This window comes from Aeromonas sp. s4, from assembly GCF_040907855.1.
GTDB classification, from domain to species: Bacteria; Pseudomonadota; Gammaproteobacteria; order Enterobacterales; family Aeromonadaceae; genus Aeromonas; species Aeromonas caviae.
Genome location: NZ_JBFOCP010000035.1, coordinates 1 through 24333 on the forward strand (window position 1 = coordinate 1; position 24333 = coordinate 24333).

The window sequence follows — 24333 nt, forward strand, 5'->3', positions numbered from 1 at the left end:
AAAGTCAAGCGATTGTTTTCGCTTTTCTTTCGGCGCTGGCTTCACAAGGAAGCGAGCTCATCAGTTCGGCGTGTTCCGCCGTGCTGGTAGGGGCGCATTATAGGGAGCCGCGCCGGGATGACAAGGGCTATTTTGCGAAAAATAGTCCTTTTTACCGATTTATGGCTCGAATGCCTACTTATCAAACAAAAAGCCCTACTTACGCAGGGCTCTGGCCGCTCTGAATGACGTCACTGTTACTTTTTTGACCAAAATTCACGGGCAAAGCCGCGCACCTTGTCCCAGTCGGTGAATTCCAGATCCTTGCTGGTATCCGTGCTGCCCCCGGTGATCTTCATGATCAACTGGATGATGCGGGTCTGCCACCAGTTGTAACGGGAGTACTGCAATGCCCCGGCAAACACCCCCAGAGTTTTAGGCTTCCAGGGAGAGAGGCGCAGAAACTTCTTCATGTAGGCGTTGGTCTGCGGCGTCTGCTTCTCGGGCTTGCGTGCCGTCAGGTTCACGCAGAAGAACGCCGCATTGGCTACTTCCAGCTGTTCATGATGTGCGTGTATGAAGCTGAGCAGGCTGGGGTGGAAGTTACCGTAGCGAATGGAAGCGCCAATCAACACCTTGGCATACTTGCTGAGGTTGCACATGGGCAGGGTGTGCAGGTCGTGCATCACCACTTCGCATCCTGATATTTCCTCCAGCATGACATCCACGATTTTCCGCGTTTGCCCGTCCCGGGAAGAATAAAGCACCAAAATCTTGTCCATACCAACCTCAACTACGCCAGAATGCAGGAGTAAACAGTACCAGAAGTGTGAAGATTTCCAATCGACCAAACAACATGGCCACGATTAATATCCACTGTGCAGTGGCCGAGATATTGCCGAAGTTGGCCGACACCTCCCCCAGACCCGGCCCCACGTTGGTGAATGCCGCAGCCACGGCGGAGAAGGCCGTCACTTCGTTCAGCCCCGTCATCAGCAGCAACAGCATGAAGATGAAGAACAGGATGATGTAGGTGGCAAAGTAGCCCCAGACCGCTTCCACGATCCGCTCCGGTACGGCGCGGCGTCCCAGCTTCAAGGTGTAGATGGCCCGCGGATGCACCAGCCGTTTGAGTTCACGCATCCCCTGCAGGAACAAGATCATGAAACGCATCACCTTGATGCCCCCCCCGGTACTGCCGGCGCAGCAGCCGATGAAGGCGGAGAACATCAACAGCATGGGCAGAAAGGAGGGCCACTCCGCATAGCTGGTCGTGCTGTAGCCGGTGGTCGTGCCCAGCGACACCGCCTGGAACAGACCGTGGTTGAGCGCCTCCTGCCAGGTGGCGTAATGACCGTGGAACAGCAGAGAGACGAAACAGATCAACACCAGCACGCACTGGATGCTCAGAAACACTTTGAGCTCCGAGTCCCGCAGATAGCTGCTCACGCGCACCGGCTTGTGGGCAAATACCATGAAGTGAAGCGCGAAGTTGACGCTCGCCAGCAACAGGAACACCACTGTGATCAGGTTGATGGCCGGGCTGTCAAAGAAACCGATGCTGGCGTCGTGGGTCGAGAACCCCCCAACCGACAAGGTGGAGAAGGAGTGGCAGATGGCATCGAACAACGTCATTCCCGCCATCCAGTACGCGAGAGCGCAGAGGGAGGTCAGCAACAGATAGATGAACCAGAGCGCCTTGGCCGTCTCGGCGATGCGCGGGGTCACCTTGTTGTCCTTGACGGGCCCCGGGATCTCGGCGCGATAGAGCTGCATACCCCCGATACCCAGCAGTGGCAGCACGGCCACCGCCAGCACGATGATCCCCATGCCACCGAGCCATTGCAGCAGCTGGCGGTAGAAGAGAAACGCCTTGGGCAGATTGTCCAGCCCGGTCAGCACCGTTGCGCCCGTGGTAGTCAGGCCGGAAAACGACTCGAAAAATGCCTCCGAGACCGACATGTTCGGCACGTCGCTGATGATGAAGGGGACGGCACCCACGCTCCCCAGCACCACCCAGAACAGCACCACGATGAGGAAGCCTTCCTTGGACCTGAGTTCCTTTTTCTGGTGGCGGTTGGGGAACCAGAGCAGGAGGCCGAGCAGGAGGGCTATGACGAAGGAGTTGACGAACTCGGTACCACCGCCATCACGATACCCAAAAGCGACCATCGCGGGCAGCAGCATGGTCGAGCTGAACAGGGCAACCAGCAGACCGACGATACGAATGATGCTCAGAATCTGCATTCCGGCTCCCTCTTCAGACTAAAAGAGCGATGGATTCTAGCCATCTAAGGGACGAAGGGATACCCGACCCTGGGTCCGGTCGGTCAATTCCTGTGCGATACGGGCCCAGAGTGCAGACTCCCACGCTACCTGAAGGGTGACGCTGGCACCATAATCGGCCACCAGCAACTGCCCTTGATGGGCAGAGATGAGGGACTCCACGGCCCCCATGTCGGTGTAGTCACACTGGATCACGGAAGAGGTCAGCTGACGCTTGATACAGGTTTCAAGTTGCTTGAGTGCTGCCCCCACACCACCGCCATAGGCCTTAACCAGGCCACCGGTCCCCAGCAGCACTCCACCGTAATAGCGCACCACCACGGCGGCGACTTCACCCAGACCGGCCCCCATCAACTGGGCCAGCATGGGTTTTCCCGCTGTGCCCGAGGGTTCGCCATCATCACTGAAACCATAAACCTGGCTGTCTTGGGGGGCGCCGGCGACAAAAGCCCAGCAGTGATGCCGGGCTCCCGGGTGTTGCTGTTTGATCTCGTCGATCCAGGCCTTGGCAGCCTCGACGGTCGGAGTGTGGGCGATGTAGGTAATGAAGCGGCTCTTCTTGATCTCTTCGCTCACCTCCAACGGGGCTGCCGGTATGGGGTAATCCGTCGCCATCAGAGCCCTGCTTGTCTGGTCAGGTTCTCCACCCCGTTGGCATGCAGCACCACGTTGTCCTCGATGCGAATGCCACCATAGGGACGCAGCGCCTCCACCTTGTTCCAGTTGACCCGTTTGCCCTGCTCACCCTGGCGCAGCGGCTCCAGCAGGCTGTCGATGAAGTAGAGACCCGGCTCTATGGTGAACACCTGGCCCACTTCCATCACCCGGGTGCAGCGCAGATAAGGGAACTGCTCGGGGGCCGCCAGGTGGGTGCCGCGCTCATCCTGCATGAAGCCGCCGACATCGTGTACCTGCAGGCCGAGGAAGTGGCCGAGACCGTGGGGGAAGAAGACATTGGTCACCCCGGTGTGGATCATCTCGTCCACCGACATGTCTACCAGTTCGGTGGCTTGCAGCAGGCGCGCCAGCCTGTGGTGCATCTGCAGGTGCAGCTCGCTGTAGCGGCGGCCCGGCTTGATCTCGTCGACGATCTCCTGTTGCTGTGCATCCAGCGCTGCGATCAGATCGGCGAACTCACCGCGGCGCCAGGCCCAGGTCCGGGTAATGTCGGAGGCATAACCGTGCACGTCCACACCGGCATCGATGAGGAAGGAGTAACGCTCCGCATCCGGCACCCGCTGGGTGGAGAGATGGGTGTAGTGCAGGATGGCCGCATTGCGGTTGATGGCAACAATGTTGCCGTAGGGCGCCTCATTGGCCCCCTGTCCGACCGCCTTCATGTAGGCCAGGTTGATCTCGAACTCGCTCGCCCCCGCCATGAAGGAGTCCTTGGCCGCGATGTGGCCGCGCACGCCGATGCGGTTGGCATCGCGAAGACATTCCAGCTCATAGGGCGTCTTGTAGGCACGGTGGTAGTGCAGGTAGTTGAGGACCGCCTCCGGATTGGGCTGACCCAGTCCCAGCAGCTCGGCCACTTCCAGATGGCCGCCCAGATAGGCCCACTCCTGCTTGTTGGCCGGCAGGTGATCGGCAACCTGCTCCGGGCGAGTCAGGAAGCGAATGTCGAAGAAGTCGACCCAGAAGGCGTTGGGCAACTCCGCCACCTTGTGCCAGAAGTCCACCGGCCGGTAGAACAGCAGCACCGGCTTGCTCACGCCATCCACCAGCAACCAGCAGTGAGGGTTGTCCAGCACCGGCAGCCAGGCCTTGAACTGGGGATTCACCTTGAAGGGATAATCCTGGTCATCGAGGAAGATACGATGAGTCTGGCCGGAGTGGATAGCGAGACCGCCAAGACCCTGTTGTTGCAGGATGTCGCGGGTACGCTGCTGAAGGGTGTCGAGATGCTGGGCAAAAAGTTGGCTGTAACTGCTCATGGCGTCCTGCTCCGGGCGAATGTGACTTCAGCATAACATCAAGCGAATCAAGGCTCGAGCCACCCGGCTTTCGCTTCGTGAGGTAACGCATAGGTTACAGGCTTTTTGTTATGAGGATAAAACAGACAATTAACAAACAAAGAACAATTCAATACACTGCCCACAGACAGTAGATATCAGCCGTCAGGAACGACTCATGCAAAACCTTTGTCTGTGGACACCGGATCAGGACAGGATGCAGCACTCCAACCTCCACCAGTTCATGGCCGAGGTCAATCACTTCCATGGTCTGCAACTGCGCAGCTATGCCGACCTGTATCAATGGTCGGTGGAGAAGACCACCCGCTTCTGGCCCCTGGTGTGGCAGCACTGCGGCGTCAAGGGCGAACTTGGCAACATTGTGGCGGAGAACCGCCAGGATATGCAGCGCGCCCGCTGGTTCCCCGACAGCCAGCTCAACTTCGCCGAGAACCTGCTGCGCCGTCAGGATGAGAGCCCGGCCATTATCTCCCGCATCGAAGGGGCCCCAAGCCGGACCCTGAGCTGGCATCAGCTGGCAGATCAGGTCGCCCGCCTGGCCCAGTGGCTTCGCAGCCAGGGCATAGGCCGGGGTGATGTGGTCGCAGCCTACCTGCCCAATATCCCGGAAACCGTGGTGGCCATGCTGGCAACCACCAGCCTCGGCGCGATCTGGACCTCCACCAGTCCCGATTTTGGCGAGGCCAGCGTGGTGGAGCGCTTCGGCCAGACCCGTCCCAGGGTGCTGTTCGCGGTGGATGGCTACCGCTACGGCGGCAAGGCCATCGACATTCAGGACAAGGTGGCCAGCGTCGTCGGTCAGCTCGACAGCATAGAGCAGACGGTGCTGATCCCTCTGCTCGGCAACCCGCTGCAGCTTGGTCACGACTGGCAGCAACTGCTGGCAAGCCAGCATGATGCCCAGCTCGCCTTCGAGCCCATGGCCTTCAACGACCCGCTCTATATCCTCTACTCCTCCGGTACCACCGGCAAACCCAAGTGCATCGTGCACGGCATTGGCGGCACCCTGCTGCAACACCTGAAAGAGCACCAGTTGCACTGCGACATCAAGCCGGGGGAGCGCATCTTCTACTTCACCACCTGTGGCTGGATGATGTGGAACTGGCTGGTGAGCGCCCTCGCCTCCGGCGCCACTCTGGTGCTCTACGATGGTTCCCCCTTCTACCCGGATGGCAACGTGTTATGGGATCTCGCACGGGACGAAGAGGTCGCCCTGTTCGGCACCTCGGCCAAGTATCTCGATGCGCTGCACAAGCAGGGTTATGCCCCCATCAAGACCCACGACTTGCCGCACTTGCGGCTGATCTGCAGCACCGGATCCGTGCTGTCGCCGGAGGGGTTTGACTACGTTTACCAGCAGATAAAGCAGGATGTGCAGCTCAGCTCCATCTCTGGCGGCACCGACATCTGCTCCTGCTTCGTCATCGGCAACCCCTTGAGCCCCGTCTATCGCGGCGAGAGCCAGGGGCGCGGCCTTGGTCTCGCGGTGCAGGTATTCAACGAGGCGGGCCAGCCGGTGCTGGGGGAAAAGGGCGAGTTGGTCTGCACCAAGCCTTTCCCGGCCCAGCCCATCTACTTCTGGGGTGACGAGAACGGCGACAAATACCACGCCGCCTACTTCGAGCGGTTCGACAACATCTGGTGCCACGGGGACTGGATCGAGCTGACCCCAACCGGCGGCATTCTGTTCTACGGCCGCTCCGACGCGACCCTCAACCCGGGCGGCGTGCGCATCGGCACCAGCGAGATCTACCGCTATGTGGAACAACTCGATGAGGTGGAAGAGAGCATCGTCATCGGCCAGCAATGGAAACAGGACGAGCGGGTGGTGCTGTTCGTCAAGCTCAAGGCGGGTTGCAAGCTGGACGACGGACTGCGTGAGCGGATTTGCCAGCAGATCAAGCGACACTGCACCGCCCGTCATGTGCCTGCCCGCATCCTGCAGGTGGATGCCATCCCCCGCACCAAGTCCGGCAAGATAGTGGAGCTGGCGGTGCGGGAAGTGGTGCACAACCGCCCCGTCAACAACACCCACGCCCTCGCCGATCCCGAGGTCTTGAACCAGTATCGCAACCGGCCGGAACTGGCTAGCTGATACCACGCTCATCTCCATCGGAGGCGCCGCAAGGCGCCTCTTTTTTACCCGTTTTGTGATGAAGAGCTTTTACTCGATAACTGTTAAACAAATGTTTTAAATAGGTGTTGAAAATGTCTCCTTTTGGATCAATAGTGAGCCTCGCCCCCTGCTGGGGATAAAGGAGCACCATTCCCCACAGAGTGGGAACAAGGAGACACTCTCATGATCTACCAAGGCGAAACCCTGACGGTCAGCTACCTCGAAGACGGCATTGCCGAGCTGAGGTTCGATGCCCCGGGTTCAGTCAACAAGCTGGATCGCGCTACCCTGCTCTCCCTGAGCGAAGCGATCGCCGCATTACAGCAACAAGCCGATTTGAAGGGTCTGATCCTCACCTCCGGCAAAGACGCTTTCATCGTCGGAGCCGACATCACCGAATTCCTGGAACTGTTCGATCTTCCGCAAGAAGACCTGCTCGGCTGGCTGAAAAAGGCCAACGACATCTTCAGCGCCATCGAAGATCTGCCGGTGCCGACCCTCTCCGCCATCAAGGGCCATGCTCTGGGCGGCGGCTGCGAGACGATACTCTCCACCGATTTCCGGCTGGCCGACACCACGGCCAAAATCGGCCTGCCCGAGACCAAGCTCGGCATCATGCCGGGCTTTGGCGGCACCGTCCGTCTGCCGCGGGTGATCGGTGCCGACAACGCGCTGGAGTGGATCACCACCGGCAAGGATTACTGTGCCGATGACGCCCTCAAGGTGGGCGCCATCGACGCCGTGGTCGCCCCGGACGCGCTGCACAGCGCCGCCGTGCAGATGATCAAGGACGCGATCAAGGGCAAGCTGGACTGGCAGGGCCGCCGCGCCGCCAAGAAGGCCCCGCTGCGCCTCTCCAAACTGGAAGCCATGATGAGCTTCACCACCGCCGCCGGCATGGTTGCCGCCGTGGCGGGCAAACACTATCCGGCCCCCATGGCCGCAGTGAAGACGGTGGAAGCCGCCGCTGGCATGGGCCGTGACGAAGCGCTGGCCGCCGAGGCCGCCACCTTCATCAAATTGGCGAAAACCGACGTGGCCAAGGCTCTGGTCGGTATCTTCCTCAACGATCAGCACATCAAGGCGCTGGCCAAGAAGGCCGCCAAGCAGGCAAACAAGGCCACCGGCCATGCCGCCGTGCTGGGTGCCGGCATCATGGGGGGTGGCATCGCCTACCAGTCTGCCAGCAAAGGCATCCCGGCGGTGATGAAGGACATCAACGAGAAAGCGCTGGCACTTGGCATGAATGAGGCCACCAAGCTGCTCAACGGCCAGCTCGAGCGCGGTCGCATCGACGGCATCAAGATGGGCCAGGTGCTCTCCGCCATCACGCCGACCCTTAGCTATGACAACGTCAAGCATGTGGACGTGGTGGTCGAAGCCGTGGTCGAGAACCCGAAAGTGAAGGCGGCCGTGCTGAGTGAAGTGGAAGGGATCATCGGCGAAGACGCCGTGCTCGCCAGCAACACCTCCACCATCCCCATCTCCCTGCTGGCCAAGGGACTGAAGCGCCCCGAGAATTTCTGCGGCATGCACTTCTTCAACCCGGTGCACCGCATGCCACTGGTGGAGATCATCCGCGGCGAGCAAACCTCCGATGAAACCATCAACCGCGTGGTGGCCTACGCCGCCGCCATGGGCAAGTCCCCGGTCGTGGTCAACGACTGCCCCGGCTTCTTCGTGAATCGCGTGCTGTTCCCCTACTTCTTCGGCTTCAACAAGCTGGTCGCCGACGGCGCCGACTTCGCCGCCGTCGACAAGGTGATGGAGAAGGAGTTTGGCTGGCCCATGGGCCCCGCCTACCTGCTGGACGTGGTCGGCATCGACACCGGCCACCACGCCGGTGACGTGATGGCGCAGGGTTTCCCGGCGCGCATGAGCAAGGAAGGCCGCACCGCCATCGACGTAATGTATGACGCCAGCCGCTTCGGTCAGAAGAACGGCAAGGGTTTCTACGCCTACGAGCAGGACAAGAAGGGCAAGCCGAAGAAGGTGGCCGACGCAGCCAGCTACGAGCTGCTGGCCCCCATCGCCAAGCCGAAGCAGGACTTTGACAAGGACGCCATCATTGCTCGCATGATGATCCCGATGATCAACGAGGTGGTGCTCTGTCTGGAAGAGGGCATAGTCGCCACGCCAGCCGAAGCCGACATCGCGCTGGTCTACGGTCTGGGCTTCCCTCCCTTCCGCGGCGGCGTGTTCCGCTATCTGGACACCATTGGTCTGGATCGCTATGTGGCCATGGCCGACCAGTATGCCGACTTGGGCCCGCTCTACCGCGTCAGCGACCGCTTGCGTGAGATGGCCGCCCAGGGCAACACCTTCTACTGATTGCGGAAAGGAGATCCATTCATGAAAGACGTAGTCATTGTCGACTGTATCCGGACCCCGATGGGCCGGTCCAAGGGCGGCGCCTTCCGCAACGTGCGTGCAGAAGACTTGTCCGCGCACCTGATGAAATCCATCCTGCTGCGCAACCCCAACCTCGACCCGAACGAGATCGAGGATATCTACTGGGGCTGCGTGCAGCAGACCCTGGAGCAGGGCTTCAACATCGCCCGCAACGCCGCCCTGCTGGCCGGCATCCCGAAACAGGTGGGGGCGGTCACCGTCAACCGCCTGTGCGGCTCAAGCATGCAGGCGCTGCACGATGCCTCCCGTGCCATTCAGGTAGGTGATGGGGATATCTTCATCATCGGCGGCGTCGAGCACATGGGCCACGTGCCCATGAGCCACGGGGTGGACTTCCACCCCGGCATGGCCAAGTCGGTGGCAAAAGCCTCCGGCATGATGGGGCTGACCGCCGAGATGCTCGGCAAGCTGCACGGCATCAGCCGATCGCAGCAGGACGAGTTTGCCGCCCGCTCCCACCGCCGCGCTCACGCTGCCACCGTGGAAGGGCGTTTTGCCAGGGAGATCGTTGGGCTGGAAGGGCACGACGCCAGCGGCGCCCGCTTCTTCTACGACTATGACGAGGTGATCCGCCCGGAGACCACGGTAGAAACCCTGAGCCAGCTGCGCCCGGTGTTTGACCCGGTCAACGGTACCGTCACCGCCGGCACCTCCTCGGCCCTGTCCGATGGCGCCGCCGCCATGCTGGTGATGAGTGCGGACCGTGCCAAGGCGCTCGGCCTCACCCCGCGCGCCAGGGTGCGCGCCATGGCTATTGCCGGCTGTGACGCCGCCATCATGGGTTACGGCCCGGTGCCGGCCACCCAGAAAGCGCTCAAGCGAGCCGGGCTGACCGTCGGCGACATCGATCTGTTCGAGTTGAACGAGGCGTTTGCCGCCCAGTCCCTCCCCTGCGTGAAGGATCTGGGTCTGCAAGACCTGGTGGACGAGAAGGTGAACCTCAACGGGGGCGCCATCGCCCTGGGTCACCCGCTCGGCTGCTCCGGTGCCCGCATCTCCACCACCCTGATCAACCTGATGGAAGAGAAGGACGCCACCCTGGGAGTCGCCACCATGTGCATCGGCCTGGGTCAGGGCATCGCCACCGTGTTCGAACGGGTGTAAGTGAATCGCCCCTGACTGCTCACCGGTCAGGGACGCCGCCTCGGGGCGGCAACAACAGACAGAAGGCGGCCCTGCTTCCCGGCACAGCGGCCCCATCACGAATACCGGGTCGGCCTGCCGACCCTGCTGTCGAGTCTGTGGAACGCGCCACACGGGGTGCGCTCCTGCCGTCGGAATCTGCGTGTTGGCCGGCCCGTTTGGGTCGGCCTTTTTTATTCTTTTCCCGCGATCGGGGCCAATCCTGAGGCTATATTGCCCATAACTTCACATTAGAGGGGGGGCTTGCTTGCTTTTTGCTCCCCCGACAGGTTCAATCTGCACAAAAAAATGGGTGGATGCACATACATATGTCAACGAGCAAACAACTGCTTATCGTCGACGACGATCGGGAGATCCGCGAGCTGCTCAACGAGTACCTGACCCGGGCTGGTTTCGAGGTACTGACCGCGGCCGAAGGGAACGAGATGCGCCAACAACTGGCCCAGCACAGCCCGGACCTCATCATTCTGGACATCATGATGCCCGGCGACGACGGCTTTACCCTCTGCCAGCAGATCCGCCGCGACTCCCAGGTACCCATCATCATGCTGACCGCCGCCTCCGACGAGGCTGACCGGGTGATTGGGCTGGAACTTGGCGCCGACGACTACATCGCCAAGCCGTTCAGCCCGCGCGAACTGCAGGCCCGCATCAAGGCGCTGCTGCGCCGCGCCGAATTCCGCCAGCCGGAGAAAGAAAAGGAACCGAGCCGTCGGCTGCGCTTCGCCGAGTGGACCCTGGACACCCTGAGCCACCAGCTGACCCACGAAGATGGCAGCCTGCTGGATCTCTCCGGCAGCGATGCCCTGCTGCTCGGCATGTTCCTGCAACAGCCCGGCGTGGTCCTGGACCGGGATACCATCTCGGACGCCACCCGCGGTCGCGAGAGCCTGCCCATGGAGCGCGGCATCGATGTGCAGATCAGCCGCCTGCGCCAAAAGCTGGGTGACAACGGCAAGAGCCCGCGCATCATCAAGACCATTCGCGGCAGCGGCTACATGCTGATCGCCGAAGTCCACGAGATCCCGTAACAGACAGACGCTACGGCGAGACCTTGAACGGGCAGAAGAGAGACCCATCACGGGGCAACGGCAAGGCACAGAGGTAAGCACCCCATGCTGATCGACAAGAGACACACGCTGCCATGACGGGGCAGAAGTTCTGGCGGGCCCTGGTGCCCCGTTCCCTGCTGTCGCGGATGCTGCTGCTGTTGCTGCTCGCCATCCTGCTCTCCCAGACCATCCTCACTGGCATCTGGATGCAACAGATCCAGAAGCGGGAGCTGGAGGGCATGCTCAGCACCACCCGCAACCTGGCGCTGTCGGCGGCTTCCACCGTCAACTTCTTCAAGTCCCTGCCCCTGCAATACCGCCACATCGCGCTGGACCAGCTGCGCAACATGGGGGGCAGCCGCTTCTTCGTCTCCTTGAACGAGGAAGAGATCCACATCAGCGCCATCCCCGACAGCGAGCGCAAGACGCTGGTGCTCAAAGAGGTGCAGGAGGTGCTCAGCCGCAAACTCTCCGACGCCATGGCGATCAAGGTGGACTTCTCCCGCCCCGAGGAGCTGCACGTCTTCAACAACGACACCCTGCTGGCGGATCTCCCCTCCTCCTGGGCCCGCTACACCCTGTCGCTGGAGCCCATCAATCCGCCGGTGCTGGTGACCCAGATCGAGATAGAACCGGGGGAGTGGCTCTATCTGGCGGCCCTGCTGCCCGCCCCCTACATGACGCTGGATGACACCGTGATGCCGAGCAACCAGGTGCGTTTCATCGCCCTGATGACGGTCTTCCTCTGCTTCTTCACCTTCATGCTGGTGCGCTGGCAGACCCGCCCCCTGCGTCGCCTCGCCAAGGCGGCGGTCAACCTCGGCAAGGACATCGACCAGCCGTCCCTCAAAGAGGAGGGTGCCTCCGAAATCGTGGCGGCGACCCGCGCCTTCAACATCATGCAGCAGCGCATTCGCCGCTTCATCGACGATCGGGAGCGCCTCTTCAGCTCCATCTCCCACGACCTCAAGACCCCCATCACCCGGCTGCGACTGCGGGTCGAACTGCTGGACGACGAGGTGCAGATCGCCAAGTTCAACAAGGACCTGGACGAGCTGGAGCTGATGGTCAAAGGGGCGCTGCAGACGGTCAAAGAGACGGACATTCACGAGAACCTCGAGCAGATCGACGTCAACGCCCTGCTGGAGCAGATGGCGGAGGCCATGAACCTGCACGAGGATCTGCTCACCATCGAGGGCCACTGCAAGTGGCCCTATCGCGGCAAGCTGCTGGCCCTCAAGCGCTGCATCGGCAACCTGGTGGACAACGGCATCAAGTACGGCCAGAAGGTGCGCATCATCATCATGGATGACGAGGAGATGCTGATCCTCTTCATCATGGACGAGGGGCCCGGTCTGCCGGACGATCAGTTCGAGCGCATCTTCGAGCCCTACTACCGCCTCAGCACCGATGCCGCCGGCACCGGGCTGGGCCTTGGCATCGCCCGCAACATAGCCCACGCCCACGGCGGCGACCTGGTGCTGGAAAATCGCCCCCAGGGCGGCCTGCAGGCCACCCTCTCCCTACCAAGGCAGTAATGTATGAAGTGGTTGTCTTTTTCTGTCATCGCCCTGCTCTCCCTGCCCGTCTGCGCCTCCCAGGTGGAGGTATTGCACTGGTGGACCTCCGGCGGCGAGGCCAGGGCCGTGGAAGTGCTCAAGTCCGAGTGGGCCGAACAGGGCAACCAGTGGAACGACTTCGCAGTACAGGGGGGGGGCGGCAAGAGCGCCATGACGGTGCTCAAGAGCCGGGCCCTGGCGGCAAACCCGCCGGAGGCGGCCCACCTCAAGGGGTTCGAGCTGCACGAGTGGGGCAGCCTGGGCTTTCTGCGCGATCTCACCCCCATGGCCGAGCATCTCGGCTGGTACCCTCAGCTGCCCCCCATGGTGCGCGATACCCTCAGCCAGAACGGCGCCCTGATGGCGGTCCCCACCGGCATCCACCGGGTCAACTGGCTGTGGCTCAACCGCAAGGTATTCGAGCGACAGGGGCTCAAGCCCCCCACCGACTGGGCCCAGTTCGTGGCGGTGGCGGACAAGCTCAAGGAGCAGGGCATCACCCCCCTCGCCATCGGTAACGAACCCTGGCAGATCGCGGTGCTGTTCGAAACGGTGGCCCTCGGCGAAGGGGGCAAGACCTTCTATCGCAAGGCCTTCCTCGAACAGGACAGCGCCACCCTGACCGGCCCCGACATGGTGCGGGTGCTGACCCGCTTCCAGCAGTTGCGCGCTTATGTACCCGAGAAATACGCCGGCCTGAAGTGGCACCAGGCCACCAACCTGCTGGAGAGCGGCGGCGCCGCCATGCAGGTGATGGGGGACTGGGTGAAAGGGGAGCTGAGCGCCGGCAACTACCGCCCCGGCGAGGATATCGAGTGCCTGCCAAGCCCGGGCAGCCAGGGGCTGTTCAGCTACAACCTCGACTCCATCGCCATGTTCAAGCAGCGGGATCCCGCCCAGTTGCAGGCCCAGGGCGAGCTGGCCAGGCTGTTGATGACGCCGCGCTTTCAGGAGGAGTTCAACCGGGTGAAGGGCTCCATCCCGGCGCTCATCAAGCCGGACATGAGCAAGTTCGATCGCTGCGCCATCCGCTCCTATCAGGATTTCCTCCACGCCGAGCAACAGGACAACCTGCTGCCCAGCATGGCGGAGGGGATGGCGGTGCCCACCAACATGCGCCAGGGGATCATGGATGTGCTGAGCAGCTTCTTCAACGACGCCAGGGCCAACCCCGAGCAGACGGCGCAGCAGCTGGAACGCGCCATGCGCTCGACCCGTTCAGGCGCGGAGCAGAAATGACAAAGGCGGACATCGTCCGCCTTTGAGTGCCGAGAGCCAGGCTCTCAGGAGGGATCGTTCTCGTCCTCATCCTCGTCGTAGTAGTCACTGAGCTCGATCCAGAGCCCCAGCCCTATCATCACCATGGAGCCGAACCAGGTACCGGTATTACCGATCGGGCTGCCCAGCACTATCATGGCGAACGACAAGAACCCCATGCCTGCGTAGGCTTGCAATCTGCCGTAGGAGACCTGCATATTCACACCTCCTTGTTGAATATGGTTCAATTTTTATATTACTCATCGAGCGAAGCCTGGGTAGAGCCGGTTCACATTTTGGTAGCATATGCTGCATAACCGCCCCGTGGTTTGATTATTTTTTCGCCGTGAGTATCATTGCTGGCCGAATTGGTTGAAGGTTGATTATTGATGAGTGCTTTATTCTGCGGCGCAACGCACGAGTTGGACGCAATCGGGCTTCGTTGCCCCGGGCCCGTGACGATGGCGCGCAAGAAGGTGCGGCTGAAGGTTGATTATTCATGAGTACTGTATTCTGCAATGCGACCCACGAGCTGGACGCAATCGGGCTTCGTTGCCCCGAACCCGTAATGATGGTTCGCAAGAAAGTGCGGCTGATGGCGGATGGGGAGACCCTGCTGGTCAGCGCCGACGACCCCTCCACCACCCGCGACATTCCCAGCTTCTGCCGCTTCATGGACCACACCTTGGTCGCCAGCGAGACTGAGCAGGCCCCTTACCGCTACCTGATCCGCAAGGGTCAATAACCCCGTACCGGAGCAAACATGACAACCATTACCCGTATCGGGACCACCCAGCGCTGGTCTGATGTGGTCATCCACAACGGCACCCTCTACGTGGTGGAAGTGCCCGCCACCGAGACCGCCGACATCCACCAGCAGACCCGTGAAGTGCTGGAAAGCCTGCAGCGTCTGCTGGAAGCCAACGGTTCCGGCGTCGACAGGATCCTGATGGCCAACATCTATCTCAAGGACATTGAAGACATCGCCGCCTTCAACGCGCAGTGGGATGCCTGGATCCCGGCAGGCACAGCCCCGGTCCGCGCCTGTGTACAGGCCCGTCTGGCCCACGAAGGCTACAGGGTAGAAGTGCAGCTGACTGCGGCTGTCTAAACAAAGCGGGATGCCTGGCTCCCCTGATGCAGACACAGCCCCCGTTCGCGCCTGCGTGCAGGCCCGTCTCGCCCACGAAGGCTACAAGGTGGAAGTGCAGCTGACTGCGGCTGTCTAAACAAAGCGGGATGCCTGGCTCCCCTGATGCAGACACAGCCCCCGTGCGCGCCTGCGTGCAGGCCCGCCTCGCCCACGAAGGCTACAGGGTAGAAGTGCAGCTCACAGCCGCTGTCTAAACCAAGCGGGATGCCTGGCTCCCCTGATGCCGACACAGCCCCGGTCCGCGCCTGCGTGCAGGCCCGCCTCGCCCACGAAGGCTACAGGGTGGAAGTACAGCTCACTGCCGCTGTCTAAGAGGCGGTTATCCCCTCATCCCCGACCCTTCTCCCGCAAGGGGAGAAGGGGGCAAGGAGCACAGGGCACGCACCGGCGCCAATAGAAAGGCCCCGCCATCGCTGGCGGGGCCTTTTTCATGGCATCGAACCGGACCGCTTAGGCGGTCGGGGTCAGGGTGATGGTCACCCGACGGTTCTGGGCCTTGCCTTCGGCGGTGCTGTTGCTGGCCACCGGCTGATCCGGGCCCACACCGCTGATGGCGATGCGGCTGCCGGACACGCCCTGGCCGATCAGCTGGGCGGCGACGGCATCGGCGCGATCCCGGGAGAGCTTCATGTTCAGCTCGCGGGAGCCGGTGCTGTCGGTGTGACCGACCACGTTCAGACGGGTCTTGTCGAACTCGGCAACCACCAGGGCCACGCCGGACAGGGTGTTGGCACCGGCGGCTTTCAGCTGGGCGCTGGAGCTGTCGAAGGTGACGTTGTTCGGCATGTTGAGGATCAGCTGATCACCGTTGCGGGTCACGCTGACGCCGGTGCCTTGCAGCTTCTCGCGCAGCTTGGCTTCCTGCACATCCATGTAGTAACCGATACCACCACCCAGGGCCGCACCGGCGGCGACGCCAGTCAGGATGCCCTTTTTGCGGTCGCCCTTGCTGGAGGAGAGCGCCCCCACAGCTGCGCCGGTCGCCGCACCCGCCAACGCGCCCCAGGCGCCCTTGGAGGTCTGGGATTCACCGGTATAGGGGTTGGTGGTACAGCCAGTGATGGCGACGGTCAGGGCAAGTGCAGGAACCAGTTTCTTGAAATGCATGAAAAAACCTCTGAAAAAGAACGACTCTAGCCGATAGCCGCGCATTCTAACCCAGAGAGGCGCCAGAGTGTGACGCGCGCATTGCGAAGATGGGCAGGGGGCAAAACGCCCCCTGCCCCTTGCGACTTACCCGGTGCAGGCCATCTTCGGACGGACCCACATCAATATTTGATATCCCGGGCCTTGTCTCGCCCCTCCTGCTTGTTGTCACGATGCTCCTGGCGGCAGTCGGCATTGCCCACCACCCCCTCACGACACTCCTGTTTCGCGTCACGGGACTCCTGACGGGTATCCTGACGCACATCGCGGGCGTCACGGCGCTCCTGGGCCTGCTTGGTGGCCTGTGCAGGCAGGGCGGCCAGCAAGACGGTGGCGGCAAGCAGCGCCAATACGGACTTCTTCATGATGGCTCCTTCGCCAGACAACCTGAACCGGTCCGGCGTCTTTCAATGATAGGGGAGGGGCAAGATCCCGGTAGCGCAGACTCGGCCCTCGGGGGCGTCGTTTGTGCAGCCTCGGACCACCTTGCACAGGGCCGGCTTCCCCTCGTGTTTGCCCTGACGAGCAACGTCATCCCCAGGGTGCAGCCGATCAGGCCGGGGGAGAGAGGGCGAGCGGCGCTCAGTGACACGGGATTCCCTCGTGATGGCGCTCCCGATGGTGAACCCGTGTGACTGTATCCCGGCTGTACCAAGGGGCGACAAGGCTCCCGGCCCGATGCAACGGCAACATGCTCCATGGGTCTGGCGCAATGGAGCCCCCCATATGCGGGTTGTCTCATAAGAGCCCATGGCCCCAGAGTGGGTGACATTTCTCACGGAGCCATGATCATGTCGTCCCTTTCCCGCCCCGCGCTGCTCATCATCGACATCCAGGTGGGCCTCCTTCACGGCCCGGAATCCCCCCATGCCGGGGCCGAGACCCTGGCCAACATCAATCGCCTGAGCCAGGCGGCCCGCAGTGCCGCTCTCCCCGTGCTGGCGGTGCGTCACACGGGCCCGGCCGGCAGCCCCATCGCCGCCGGCAGCCCGTTCTGGCAGCTTGCGCCTGAGCTGGTCGTCGGCGAGGCCGACCGGGTGTTCGACAAGCTGCGCCCCAGCGCCTTCCATGGCACCGGTCTCGATGGCTGGCTGAAAGAGGACGGCGTGCAGACCCTGATCGTCACCGGCATGAAGACCCAGTACTGCATCGACACCACCTGCCGGGCGGCGGCAGATCTCGGCTACACCGTAGTGCTGGTGAGCGATGCCCACACCTGCATGGACACGCCGCAACTGACAGCCCCCCAGATCATCACCCATCACAACGCCACCCTGGCCGGCCCCTTCGTGCGGCTGATGAGCAGCGACGAGGTGTGCGAGGCGCTCGGCCGCCCCCTTGAGCCCTGCTGATTCAGAGTAAAAAAGAAGGGAGGCTTGAGCCTCCCTTCTTCGTGCACTTCCCCTTCACGTCGCCGCCGCTTGCTGGCACTCGGCGTGGCAGGGGCAGGTCACCAGATGATCGTTCACCATGCCCACCGCCTGCATGAAGGCGTAGCAGATGGTGCTGCCGACGAAGGTGAAGCCGCGCTTCTTGAGGGCCTTGGACATGGCATCCGACTCCGGCGAGGTCGCCGGAATGTCGCCGTTGCCCTGACGCTGGTTGACGATGGGGGCGCCGCCCACGAAGCCCCACAGATAATCGACGAAGTCGATGCCTTCCGCCTCCAGCGCCAGATAGGCGCGGGCATTTTTGATGATCGACTGCACCTTGAGCCGGTTGCGGATGATGCCGGTATCCTGCATCAGCCGCGCCACGTCCTGGTCGTCGAACTGCACGATGCGCACCGGATCAAAATCCGCATAGGCGCGATGGTAGCTCTCGGTGCGCTTGAGGATGGTGATCCACGACAGCCCCGCCTGTTGACCATCGAGGCAGAGCTTGGCAAACAACTCGCGGGCGTCATACACCGGCCTGCCCCACTGCTTGTCATGGTATTCGATGTATTCCGGGTCTCTGGTCACCCAGGCGCAGCGCAGTTCCATTTCCTCTCCCCTGTTTTTCATCGGCCATCGGCAGGCCGCTTGCGTCGGCGACATCATAGAGCAAGCGACAACATAGCCCCACTAATCCCCTGTAATTTCGCCTATTATCCGACCATGCCAGACGGTATACTCCCTCGGTTCACATTCAGCAAATCTTGCTCTGATTTCATTTCGCGCGAAAAACACTATGCAAAAATTCGATGTCAAAACCTTTCAGGGCCTGATCCTGCAGTTGCAGGACTATTGGTCCCGCCAGGGCTGTACCATCATTCAGCCGCTGGATATGGAAGTGGGTGCCGGTACCTCCCACCCCATGACCTGCCTGCGCGCCCTGGGCCCGGAGCCCATCGCCTGCGCCTACGTACAACCGTCCCGCCGTCCGACTGACGGCCGCTACGGTGAGAACCCGAACCGCCTGCAGCACTACTACCAGTTCCAGGTGATCATCAAGCCCTCCCCCGACAACATTCAGGAACTCTATCTGGGCTCCCTGAAAGAGCTGGGCATGGATCCCGAGATCCACGACATCCGCTTCGTGGAAGACAACTGGGAAAACCCGACGCTGGGTGCCTGGGGTCTGGGTTGGGAAGTGTGGCTGAACGGCATGGAAGTGACCCAGTTCACCTACTTCCAGCAGGTTGGCGGCCTCGAGTGCAAGCCGGTCACCGGCGAGATCACCTACGGTCTCGAGCGTCTGGCCATGTACATCCAGGGCGTGGACAGCGTCTACGATCTGGTCTGGTCTGACGGCCCGCTGGGCAAGACCACCTACGGCGACGTGTTCCACCAGAACGAAGTGGAGCAATCCACCTACAACTTCGAACACGCCGACGTGGAGTTCCTGTTCCACTGCTTCGAGCAGTACGAGAAGGAAGCCCAGAATCTGCTGGCACTGGAAAAACCGCTGCCGCTGCCTGCCTACGAGCGCATCCTCAAAGCCGCTCACTCCTTCAACCTGCTGGATGCCCGCAAGGCCATCTCGGTCACCGAGCGTCAGCGCTACATCCTGCGCATTCGCACCCTGACCAAGGCCGTGGCCGAGGCATACTACGCCTCCCGCGAAGCGCTGGGCTTCCCGATGTGTCAGCGCAGTGAGAACAAGCAAGGTTAAGGAACGGACATGGCACAACATACATTTCTGGTAGAGATCGGTACTGCTGAGCTGCCGCCCAAAGCCCTGCGCTCCCTGGCCGAAGCCTTTGCCGACAACTTCAAAGCCGAACTGACCAAGGCCGATCTGGCCTTCGGCGACGTCGAGTGGTTTGCCTCACCGCGCCGTCTGGCGCTGAAGGTGAGCGAGCTGGCTGGCGAACAGCCGAGCAAGAGCGTCGAGAAGCGCGGCCCGGCCGTGGCTCAGGCGTTCGATGCCGAAGGCAAGCCGACCAAGGCTGCCGAAGGCTGGGCCCGTGGTAACGGCATCACCGTTGAGCAGGCCGAGCGTCTGGTCACCGACAAGGGCGAGTGGCTGGTTCACACCGCCAAGGTTGAAGGTCGTCCGGCCATCGATCTGCTGGGCGAGCTGGTTAGCCAGGCGCTGGCCAAGCTGCCGATCCCGAAAATGATGCGCTGGGGCGACAAGACCATCCAGTTCGTGCGTCCGGTCTTCACCGTGACCCTGCTGCTGGATGGCGAGCTGGTTCCCGCCCACATTCTGGGTATCGACTCTGCCCGCACCATCCGCGGCCACCGCTTTATGGGCGAGAGCGAGATCACCATCGACAACGCCAGCCAGTACCCGCAGATCCTGCAGGAGCGCGGCATGGTGATTGCCGACTTCATGGCGCGCAAGGCCAAGATCAAGGCTGACGTCGAAGCGGCCGCTGCCGCCTTCGGTGGCGTAGCCGATCTGGACGACGCCCTGCTGGAAGAAGTGACCGCACTGGTCGAGTGGCCGGTGGTGCTGACTGCCAACTTCGAAGAGAAGTTCCTGGCCGTTCCGGCTGAAGCGCTGGTTCACACCATGAAGGGTGACCAGAAGTACTTCCCGGTCTACGACAAGAACGGCAAGCTGCTGCCGAAGTTCATCTTCGTCACCAACATCGAGTCCAAAGACCCGAGCCAGATCATCAGCGGCAACGAGAAGGTGGTTCGTCCCCGTCTCTCAGACGCCGAGTTCTTCTTCAAGACCGACCTCAAGCAGACCCTGGCCTCCCGCCTGCCGCGCCTTGAAACCGTGCTGTTCCAGCAACAGCTGGGCACCGTCAAGGCCAAGGTCGAGCGCATCGAGACCGTCGCCGGCTTTATCGCCGAGCGTATCGGCGCCGATGTGGCTCAGGCCAAGCGTGCCGGTCTGCTCTCCAAGTGTGATCTGATGACCAACATGGTCGGCGAGTTCACCGACACCCAGGGTGTCATGGGGATGCACTACGCCCGTCACGATGGCGAAGACGAAGCGGTTGCAGTGGCCCTCAACGAGCAGTACATGCCGCGCTTTGCCGGCGATGCCCTGCCGTCCGGTCTGGTTGCCTGCGCCGTCGCGCTGGCCGACAAGTTCGACACCCTGGCCGGTATCTTCGGCATCGGCATGCTGCCCAAGGGTGACAAGGACCCGTTCGCCCTGCGTCGCGCCGCCATCGGTGCCCTGCGCATCATGACCGAGAAGCAGCTGGATCTGGATCTGGTTGAACTGGTTGAAGAAGCGGTACGCGTCTACGGCGACAAGCTGACCAACAAAACCGTCGTTACCGACGTGGTCGACTTTATGCTGGGCCGCTTCCGCGCCGCCTATCAGGACGAAGGCATCGGTGCCGACGTGGTGCTGGCCGTACTGGCCCGCCGCCCGACCCGTCCGCTCGACTTCGATCGTCGCGTCAAGGCCGTCAGCCACTTCCGCACGCTGGATGCCGCCCTGGCACTGGCTGCCGCCAACAAGCGCGTGAGCAACATTCTGGCCAAGGTCGAAGGCGAACTGCCGACTGCCGTCAAACCGGAACTGCTGGTCGATGCTGCCGAGAAGGCGCTGGCCACCCAGGTTGCCGAACTGCAAGCCGAACTGGCCCCGCTGTTCGCCGCCGGTGACTATCAGGCTGCTCTCACCCGTCTGGCCGCCCTGCGCGAGCCGGTCGATACCTTCTTCAACGAGGTGATGGTGATGGCCGACGACGAAGCCCTCAAGGCCAACCGTCTGGCACTGCTGAACAACCTGCGCAACCTGTTCCTGCAAGTCGCGGATATCTCCCTGCTGCAGTGATGTTGGTTAAGTAAATGATATTAAAAACGGCGCCATTGAGGCGCCGTTTTTATGGAGCGAACATATTTTAAACATGATCAAAAATAATAAAAAAACATTTACCTAACCAAATTATGAACAGTATCACCAAGAGTTTCAATAAACTCTTCAACTCGCATAGTATCAGCAACACTTATTGGGTATTTATTATTACTAATAGGATCTTTATCAGCCTCATGAACTATCGAATTTCTTCTTTGAAATATACTTTTAAGTTCAGTCATCACATCTTTGCGATCTCGCTGCATCGCATTAGATATTGCTAGCCATTTATCTTGAACTTGCCAAACCAGCCCTAAAGCATCAACCAACTTAGCTGGATCCAAAAAGCTTTGGTGCTTCAATTTTAATCTTACAATACCATCAAAAGTTATTTGAGATGGTGTTTCCATTGTAGAAAGCATAGCGTGATTCATGAGCGATATTGGCTCTGATAGGTATTTTTGAGTTGGATTTCTTCGCCCAGCATAAACCTCTACCATCTCAAAATTAACAATATCATGTATAAGTTTATCTAAGGCACTCATGCAATAAACAATATCCATCCTTAATAGATCACTATAGTCACCAGGTAATTTTAGGTCTAATACACAATGTGTATACAATAAGCGCAAGTTTCTTGCATCTCTTATACTTTCATGAAAAACTTGAAGCATAAAATTCGACCTATGCTGTTAATCGTATAACTTCGCTTGCTATATGAGAGAATATTGCATTAAATTTATCTCGATTTTCTTTGAGCTGGTCCAACACTGGACCAGTTTCGCCTATCTCCTCATCACTTAATGAGAAGACAGGGACACCAGCATCTATAGCCTTGGGCAATAAACCTTGGAAGTTTGGTATTTCTGACAAACAAAGCCCATTATGAAGTAGTGCATCACCATATTTTTCATTGTCAAACAACATTCCTATTTTCTTCAAGGTTGGCATCAACTCTTCTGATATATCATCCTTAATCTCTTGAATATTATCTCTGAAAGGCCTCGCAGCTTTACCCTTTCTAACATTAAACCTCTGAATTATAGAACCTAGTAGGACTGGTGGCTCTTTATTAAATGGATATGCTGAATTGTCAAAAAGTGGCCCACTTTGTACTAACCAAGAGGCCCAACGAGGCAATATTATTTTCAGGGTATCTATTGCCATTAAAGAAAATGGATCTGGATTAGTTGGGATTATTAAATAATCAGAAGCCAAAACAAGATTTTGATTAATGGCACTTAAACCTGGGTTAAGGTCAATTATGGTATAATCAATATTGTATTTTCGTTCTGTCTCACCAATAAATGCACTGAATGCACCCGGTAAGTTTTCCAAAGTTGAAATTGCATTGTTTGACGTTTGAGCGAAAGTCAACGCTGCTTCAAACTCATGTAGATTTTGATGCCCGGGAATCAAGAAAATATTAGGATTTTTAGGTGAGTTAAAACAGTCTACAGCTTGAATTGGTGTTGGCCTTCCTTTAAAAGCTGCTTCAACGCCATCACGAATATTATTGTTTTTTGTTAAATCATTGGAATAATATTCATCAAAGTCCTCAATAATAAGACTTGTTAGATTACATTGTGGATCACCGTCGACCAAGAGAACTCTCGCTCCCTCAGCTAACTTCCAACCAAGATTAAATGCTGTAGTAGTCTTACTGACTCCACCTTTATGATTAAAAAAAACTATACGCTTGCTCATTGCGCCTCCAGAGATAATCAACATTAAAACTCAGTTCACATCCTATATACATAGATCAATTTATGATCTCAGGTCTTCATATACATAAAAGCATACATTACCAACTATTAAAACGGTAAAGAGTGTTATAACTCACAAAGATCATTGATTTAACAATATGATTCGTTGTTGAGATTTGATAATAGTCTTAGGGTGATATAAGAAGAAAACTCGTAAGCCCGTAGGGCGTTCGTGTTAATCAATTCTCCCGCTATAACTGCAAGCCACAATTTCCCCTCCGGCTGGCCAACCCCGACTCACGGCAACAAATGCAACCAAAGCCTCTCGTTCGTCCGATTACGCTGCGCTAATCGAACCTACGGGGCGACGGAGGCCTACGGAGTATGCTGCTTGGTATTGATCGGTCATTGTCGAATCCATCATGGCCCCGACTTTGCCGCACAATCCGCACCTAGACACCCGCCAGCTCCAATGAATAACCTCTGCCGGCGAGATATGAGCTGTTATCCTTTGAGGCAATCTCTCGCGACCCCACGCCTTGAAAGGAACGTCATGGATATACCTGCCGCCCCGTCCTCCACCCTCTGCCAGCAGTGTCATGAGCAGGTGGATCTCGACTTCGATTTCACCATGGCCTTCCAGCCCATCGTCGATTGCAGTCAGCGCACCCTCTTCGGCTACGAGGCCCTGGTGCGGGGGCTCAACAACGAGTCGGCGCAGAGCGTGATTGACCGGGTCAACGACGACAACCGCTACCGCTTCGATCAGCTGTGCCGGATCAAGGCCATCGCGCTGGCCGCCCGCCTCGACATGCGGGGCATGCTGAGCATCAACTTCCTGCCCAATGCGGTCTATCGCCCGGAGCGCTGCATCCGCACCACGTTGCAGGCGGCCCGCGAGCATCTCTTTCCCATCGAGCAGATCATGTTCGAGTTCACCGAGGTGGAGCAGGTGCAGGACAACCGCCATATTCGCGGCATCGTGGATCACTATCAGGCCCTGGGCTTCAAGACGGCGATCGACGACTTTGGCGCCGGTTACTCGGGCCTGAGTCTGCTGGCCGATTTTCGCCCCGACATCATCAAACTCGACATGCACCTGCTGCGCGGCATCGACCAGGACCCGATCCGTCAGGCCATCGTTCGCCACTGTCTGGCGCTGTTTACGGAGTTGCAGATCACCCCGCTGGCAGAGGGGATCGAAACCCGCGAAGAGATGGCCTGCCTGCGGGAGATGGGCGTCAGCCTGATGCAGGGCTATCTGTTTGCCCGCCCCGGCTTCGAAACCCTGCCCGAGGTGGATTTCGCCAGCCTGTGAGCGGCGCTGGCCATCTCCCTTTGTTGTCGTTCAT

23 protein-coding genes and 3 pseudogenes are annotated in these 24333 nt (G+C 59.8%); 16 read left to right on the plus strand and 10 right to left on the minus strand.

Features of this window, described 5'->3' with window-relative positions; translation table 11 throughout:
- Positions 1–224: hypothetical protein (locus AB5Y89_RS11175; RefSeq protein WP_368223783.1), on the plus strand; the 224-nt coding region annotated here is incomplete at its 5' end.
- A 12-nt stretch (positions 225–236) separates the two neighbouring features.
- On the opposite strand, the gene hemG is transcribed toward AB5Y89_RS11175, so the two are convergent.
- Genes hemG through pepQ form a run of 4 tightly spaced genes read right to left on the minus strand, consistent with a single transcriptional unit; the run spans position 237 to position 4202 of the window.
- Positions 237–761, minus strand: a complete 525-nt coding sequence (gene hemG / locus AB5Y89_RS11180; protein WP_029313439.1) for a menaquinone-dependent protoporphyrinogen IX dehydrogenase — start codon at positions 759–761, stop codon at positions 237–239.
- A gap of 7 nt (positions 762–768) precedes the next feature.
- The gene (locus AB5Y89_RS11185; protein ID WP_048209300.1) at positions 769–2226 is read right to left on the minus strand and encodes a TrkH family potassium uptake protein; all 1458 of its coding nucleotides are present in this window, start codon (positions 2224–2226) and stop codon (positions 769–771) included.
- 36 nt (positions 2227–2262) lie between these two features.
- The gene (locus AB5Y89_RS11190) at positions 2263–2880 is read right to left on the minus strand and encodes a YigZ family protein (protein WP_010672418.1); all 618 of its coding nucleotides are present in this window, start codon (positions 2878–2880) and stop codon (positions 2263–2265) included.
- Complete coding sequence (gene pepQ, locus AB5Y89_RS11195; protein WP_043156014.1) at positions 2880–4202, minus strand: Xaa-Pro dipeptidase; 1323 nt, start codon at positions 4200–4202, stop codon at positions 2880–2882. The genes AB5Y89_RS11190 and pepQ overlap by 1 nt, the downstream gene beginning before the upstream one ends.
- A 196-nt stretch (positions 4203–4398) precedes the next feature.
- On the opposite strand from pepQ, the gene AB5Y89_RS11200 reads away from it, so the two are divergent.
- From AB5Y89_RS11200 to AB5Y89_RS11225, 6 genes are all read left to right on the plus strand, one after another.
- Positions 4399–6336 (plus strand): acetoacetate--CoA ligase, encoded by a 1938-nt coding sequence (locus AB5Y89_RS11200; RefSeq protein WP_368223784.1) that lies wholly within the window; start codon positions 4399–4401, stop codon positions 6334–6336.
- Between the two features lie 204 nt (positions 6337–6540).
- On the plus strand, positions 6541–8688 hold the full coding sequence (fadB, locus tag AB5Y89_RS11205) for a fatty acid oxidation complex subunit alpha FadB (RefSeq protein ID WP_368223785.1): 2148 nt from the start codon (positions 6541–6543) through the stop codon (positions 8686–8688).
- A complete protein-coding gene (fadA, locus tag AB5Y89_RS11210; protein ID WP_235676434.1) occupies positions 8689–9873 on the plus strand; it encodes an acetyl-CoA C-acyltransferase FadA in 1185 nt (394 codons plus the stop codon). It abuts the gene before it with no gap.
- 347 nt (positions 9874–10220) lie between these two features.
- Positions 10221–10943 (plus strand): response regulator, encoded by a 723-nt coding sequence (locus AB5Y89_RS11215; RefSeq protein WP_010672413.1) that lies wholly within the window; start codon positions 10221–10223, stop codon positions 10941–10943.
- A gap of 113 nt (positions 10944–11056) precedes the next feature.
- On the plus strand, positions 11057–12502 hold the full coding sequence (locus AB5Y89_RS11220; RefSeq protein WP_010672412.1) for an ATP-binding protein: 1446 nt from the start codon (positions 11057–11059) through the stop codon (positions 12500–12502).
- Positions 12503–12505: 3 nt separating this feature from the next.
- Positions 12506–13762, plus strand: a complete 1257-nt coding sequence (locus tag AB5Y89_RS11225; RefSeq protein WP_039041362.1) for an ABC transporter substrate-binding protein — start codon at positions 12506–12508, stop codon at positions 13760–13762.
- A 44-nt stretch (positions 13763–13806) separates the two neighbouring features.
- Here the strand turns inward: AB5Y89_RS11225 and AB5Y89_RS11230 are convergent, their stop codons facing one another.
- Positions 13807–13998 (minus strand): hypothetical protein, encoded by a 192-nt coding sequence (locus AB5Y89_RS11230; RefSeq protein WP_010672410.1) that lies wholly within the window; start codon positions 13996–13998, stop codon positions 13807–13809.
- Between the two features lie 281 nt (positions 13999–14279).
- Here AB5Y89_RS11230 and tusA point away from each other — a divergent pair, with 281 nt between their 5' ends.
- From tusA to AB5Y89_RS11255, 5 genes and pseudogenes are all read left to right on the plus strand, one after another.
- On the plus strand, positions 14280–14525 hold the full coding sequence (gene tusA, locus AB5Y89_RS11235; protein ID WP_010672408.1) for a sulfurtransferase TusA: 246 nt from the start codon (positions 14280–14282) through the stop codon (positions 14523–14525).
- Positions 14526–14543: 18 nt separating this feature from the next.
- Positions 14544–14891 carry a RidA family protein gene (locus AB5Y89_RS11240; protein ID WP_045522565.1) on the plus strand — a complete coding sequence of 116 codons (348 nt, stop codon included), beginning with the start codon at positions 14544–14546 and terminating at the stop codon, positions 14889–14891.
- A gap of 28 nt (positions 14892–14919) precedes the next feature.
- Positions 14920–15009: pseudogene (locus AB5Y89_RS11245) on the plus strand (endoribonuclease L-PSP); the annotation flags it as partial.
- Between the two features lie 28 nt (positions 15010–15037).
- A pseudogene (locus AB5Y89_RS11250) lies at positions 15038–15127 on the plus strand (endoribonuclease L-PSP); the annotation flags it as partial.
- 28 nt (positions 15128–15155) lie between these two features.
- A pseudogene (locus AB5Y89_RS11255) lies at positions 15156–15245 on the plus strand (endoribonuclease L-PSP); the annotation flags it as partial.
- 138 nt (positions 15246–15383) lie between these two features.
- Here the strand turns inward: AB5Y89_RS11255 and AB5Y89_RS11260 are convergent.
- Both AB5Y89_RS11260 and AB5Y89_RS11265 read right to left on the minus strand, forming a co-directional pair.
- The gene (locus AB5Y89_RS11260) at positions 15384–16040 is read right to left on the minus strand and encodes an OmpA family lipoprotein (RefSeq protein WP_010672405.1); all 657 of its coding nucleotides are present in this window, start codon (positions 16038–16040) and stop codon (positions 15384–15386) included.
- Between the two features lie 161 nt (positions 16041–16201).
- The gene (locus tag AB5Y89_RS11265; protein WP_368223786.1) at positions 16202–16444 is read right to left on the minus strand and encodes a hypothetical protein; all 243 of its coding nucleotides are present in this window, start codon (positions 16442–16444) and stop codon (positions 16202–16204) included.
- 426 nt (positions 16445–16870) lie between these two features.
- On the opposite strand from AB5Y89_RS11265, the gene AB5Y89_RS11270 reads away from it, so the two are divergent.
- The gene (locus AB5Y89_RS11270; protein ID WP_368223788.1) at positions 16871–17431 is read left to right on the plus strand and encodes a cysteine hydrolase family protein; all 561 of its coding nucleotides are present in this window, start codon (positions 16871–16873) and stop codon (positions 17429–17431) included.
- Between the two features lie 54 nt (positions 17432–17485).
- Here AB5Y89_RS11270 and AB5Y89_RS11275 read toward each other — a convergent pair whose 3' ends face one another.
- A complete protein-coding gene (locus tag AB5Y89_RS11275; RefSeq protein WP_042017393.1) occupies positions 17486–18064 on the minus strand; it encodes a DNA-3-methyladenine glycosylase I in 579 nt (192 codons plus the stop codon).
- 187 nt (positions 18065–18251) lie between these two features.
- Between AB5Y89_RS11275 and glyQ the strand changes: the two genes are divergently transcribed.
- Both glyQ and glyS read left to right on the plus strand, forming a co-directional pair.
- A complete protein-coding gene (glyQ, locus tag AB5Y89_RS11280) occupies positions 18252–19175 on the plus strand; it encodes a glycine--tRNA ligase subunit alpha (RefSeq protein ID WP_005339464.1) in 924 nt (307 codons plus the stop codon).
- A gap of 9 nt (positions 19176–19184) precedes the next feature.
- Positions 19185–21254 carry a glycine--tRNA ligase subunit beta gene (gene glyS / locus AB5Y89_RS11285; RefSeq protein ID WP_368223789.1) on the plus strand — a complete coding sequence of 690 codons (2070 nt, stop codon included), beginning with the start codon at positions 19185–19187 and terminating at the stop codon, positions 21252–21254.
- A gap of 98 nt (positions 21255–21352) precedes the next feature.
- Here the strand turns inward: glyS and AB5Y89_RS11290 are convergent, their stop codons facing one another.
- Together AB5Y89_RS11290 and AB5Y89_RS11295 are read right to left on the minus strand one after the other, a co-directional pair.
- Positions 21353–21949 carry a HEPN domain-containing protein gene (locus AB5Y89_RS11290; RefSeq protein WP_323925321.1) on the minus strand — a complete coding sequence of 199 codons (597 nt, stop codon included), beginning with the start codon at positions 21947–21949 and terminating at the stop codon, positions 21353–21355.
- Between the two features lie 10 nt (positions 21950–21959).
- A complete protein-coding gene (locus AB5Y89_RS11295) occupies positions 21960–22982 on the minus strand; it encodes a ParA family protein (RefSeq protein ID WP_082189161.1) in 1023 nt (340 codons plus the stop codon).
- 552 nt (positions 22983–23534) lie between these two features.
- Here AB5Y89_RS11295 and AB5Y89_RS11300 point away from each other — a divergent pair.
- Positions 23535–24299, plus strand: a complete 765-nt coding sequence (locus AB5Y89_RS11300; RefSeq protein WP_219604199.1) for an EAL domain-containing protein — start codon at positions 23535–23537, stop codon at positions 24297–24299.
- Positions 24300–24333 lie beyond the last annotated feature (34 nt).

What these genes read in the sequence shown, in the direction of transcription:
- fadB (WP_368223785.1), top strand. Translation starts at nt 6,541, where the DNA reads ATGATCTACCAAGGCGAAACCCTGACGGTCAGCTACCTCGAAGACGGC.
- hemG (WP_029313439.1), bottom strand. Translation starts at nt 761, where the DNA reads ATGGACAAGATTTTGGTGCTTTATTCTTCCCGGGACGGGCAAACGCGG.
- AB5Y89_RS11295 (WP_082189161.1), bottom strand. Translation starts at nt 22,982, where the DNA reads ATGAGCAAGCGTATAGTTTTTTTTAATCATAAAGGTGGAGTCAGTAAG.
- AB5Y89_RS11230 (WP_010672410.1), bottom strand. Translation starts at nt 13,998, where the DNA reads ATGCAGGTCTCCTACGGCAGATTGCAAGCCTACGCAGGCATGGGGTTC.
- AB5Y89_RS11185 (WP_048209300.1), bottom strand. Translation starts at nt 2,226, where the DNA reads ATGCAGATTCTGAGCATCATTCGTATCGTCGGTCTGCTGGTTGCCCTG.
- AB5Y89_RS11260 (WP_010672405.1), bottom strand. Translation starts at nt 16,040, where the DNA reads ATGCATTTCAAGAAACTGGTTCCTGCACTTGCCCTGACCGTCGCCATC.
- AB5Y89_RS11290 (WP_323925321.1), bottom strand. Translation starts at nt 21,949, where the DNA reads ATGCTTCAAGTTTTTCATGAAAGTATAAGAGATGCAAGAAACTTGCGC.
- AB5Y89_RS11300 (WP_219604199.1), top strand. Translation starts at nt 23,535, where the DNA reads ATGGATATACCTGCCGCCCCGTCCTCCACCCTCTGCCAGCAGTGTCAT.
- tusA (WP_010672408.1), top strand. Translation starts at nt 14,280, where the DNA reads ATGAGTACTGTATTCTGCAATGCGACCCACGAGCTGGACGCAATCGGG.
- pepQ (WP_043156014.1), bottom strand. Translation starts at nt 4,202, where the DNA reads ATGAGCAGTTACAGCCAACTTTTTGCCCAGCATCTCGACACCCTTCAG.
- AB5Y89_RS11190 (WP_010672418.1), bottom strand. Translation starts at nt 2,880, where the DNA reads ATGGCGACGGATTACCCCATACCGGCAGCCCCGTTGGAGGTGAGCGAA.
- AB5Y89_RS11225 (WP_039041362.1), top strand. Translation starts at nt 12,506, where the DNA reads ATGAAGTGGTTGTCTTTTTCTGTCATCGCCCTGCTCTCCCTGCCCGTC.
- AB5Y89_RS11265 (WP_368223786.1), bottom strand. Translation starts at nt 16,444, where the DNA reads ATGAAGAAGTCCGTATTGGCGCTGCTTGCCGCCACCGTCTTGCTGGCC.
- AB5Y89_RS11275 (WP_042017393.1), bottom strand. Translation starts at nt 18,064, where the DNA reads ATGGAACTGCGCTGCGCCTGGGTGACCAGAGACCCGGAATACATCGAA.
- glyQ (WP_005339464.1), top strand. Translation starts at nt 18,252, where the DNA reads ATGCAAAAATTCGATGTCAAAACCTTTCAGGGCCTGATCCTGCAGTTG.
- AB5Y89_RS11200 (WP_368223784.1), top strand. Translation starts at nt 4,399, where the DNA reads ATGCAAAACCTTTGTCTGTGGACACCGGATCAGGACAGGATGCAGCAC.
- AB5Y89_RS11220 (WP_010672412.1), top strand. Translation starts at nt 11,057, where the DNA reads ATGACGGGGCAGAAGTTCTGGCGGGCCCTGGTGCCCCGTTCCCTGCTG.
- glyS (WP_368223789.1), top strand. Translation starts at nt 19,185, where the DNA reads ATGGCACAACATACATTTCTGGTAGAGATCGGTACTGCTGAGCTGCCG.
- AB5Y89_RS11215 (WP_010672413.1), top strand. Translation starts at nt 10,221, where the DNA reads ATGTCAACGAGCAAACAACTGCTTATCGTCGACGACGATCGGGAGATC.
- AB5Y89_RS11270 (WP_368223788.1), top strand. Translation starts at nt 16,871, where the DNA reads ATGTCGTCCCTTTCCCGCCCCGCGCTGCTCATCATCGACATCCAGGTG.
- AB5Y89_RS11240 (WP_045522565.1), top strand. Translation starts at nt 14,544, where the DNA reads ATGACAACCATTACCCGTATCGGGACCACCCAGCGCTGGTCTGATGTG.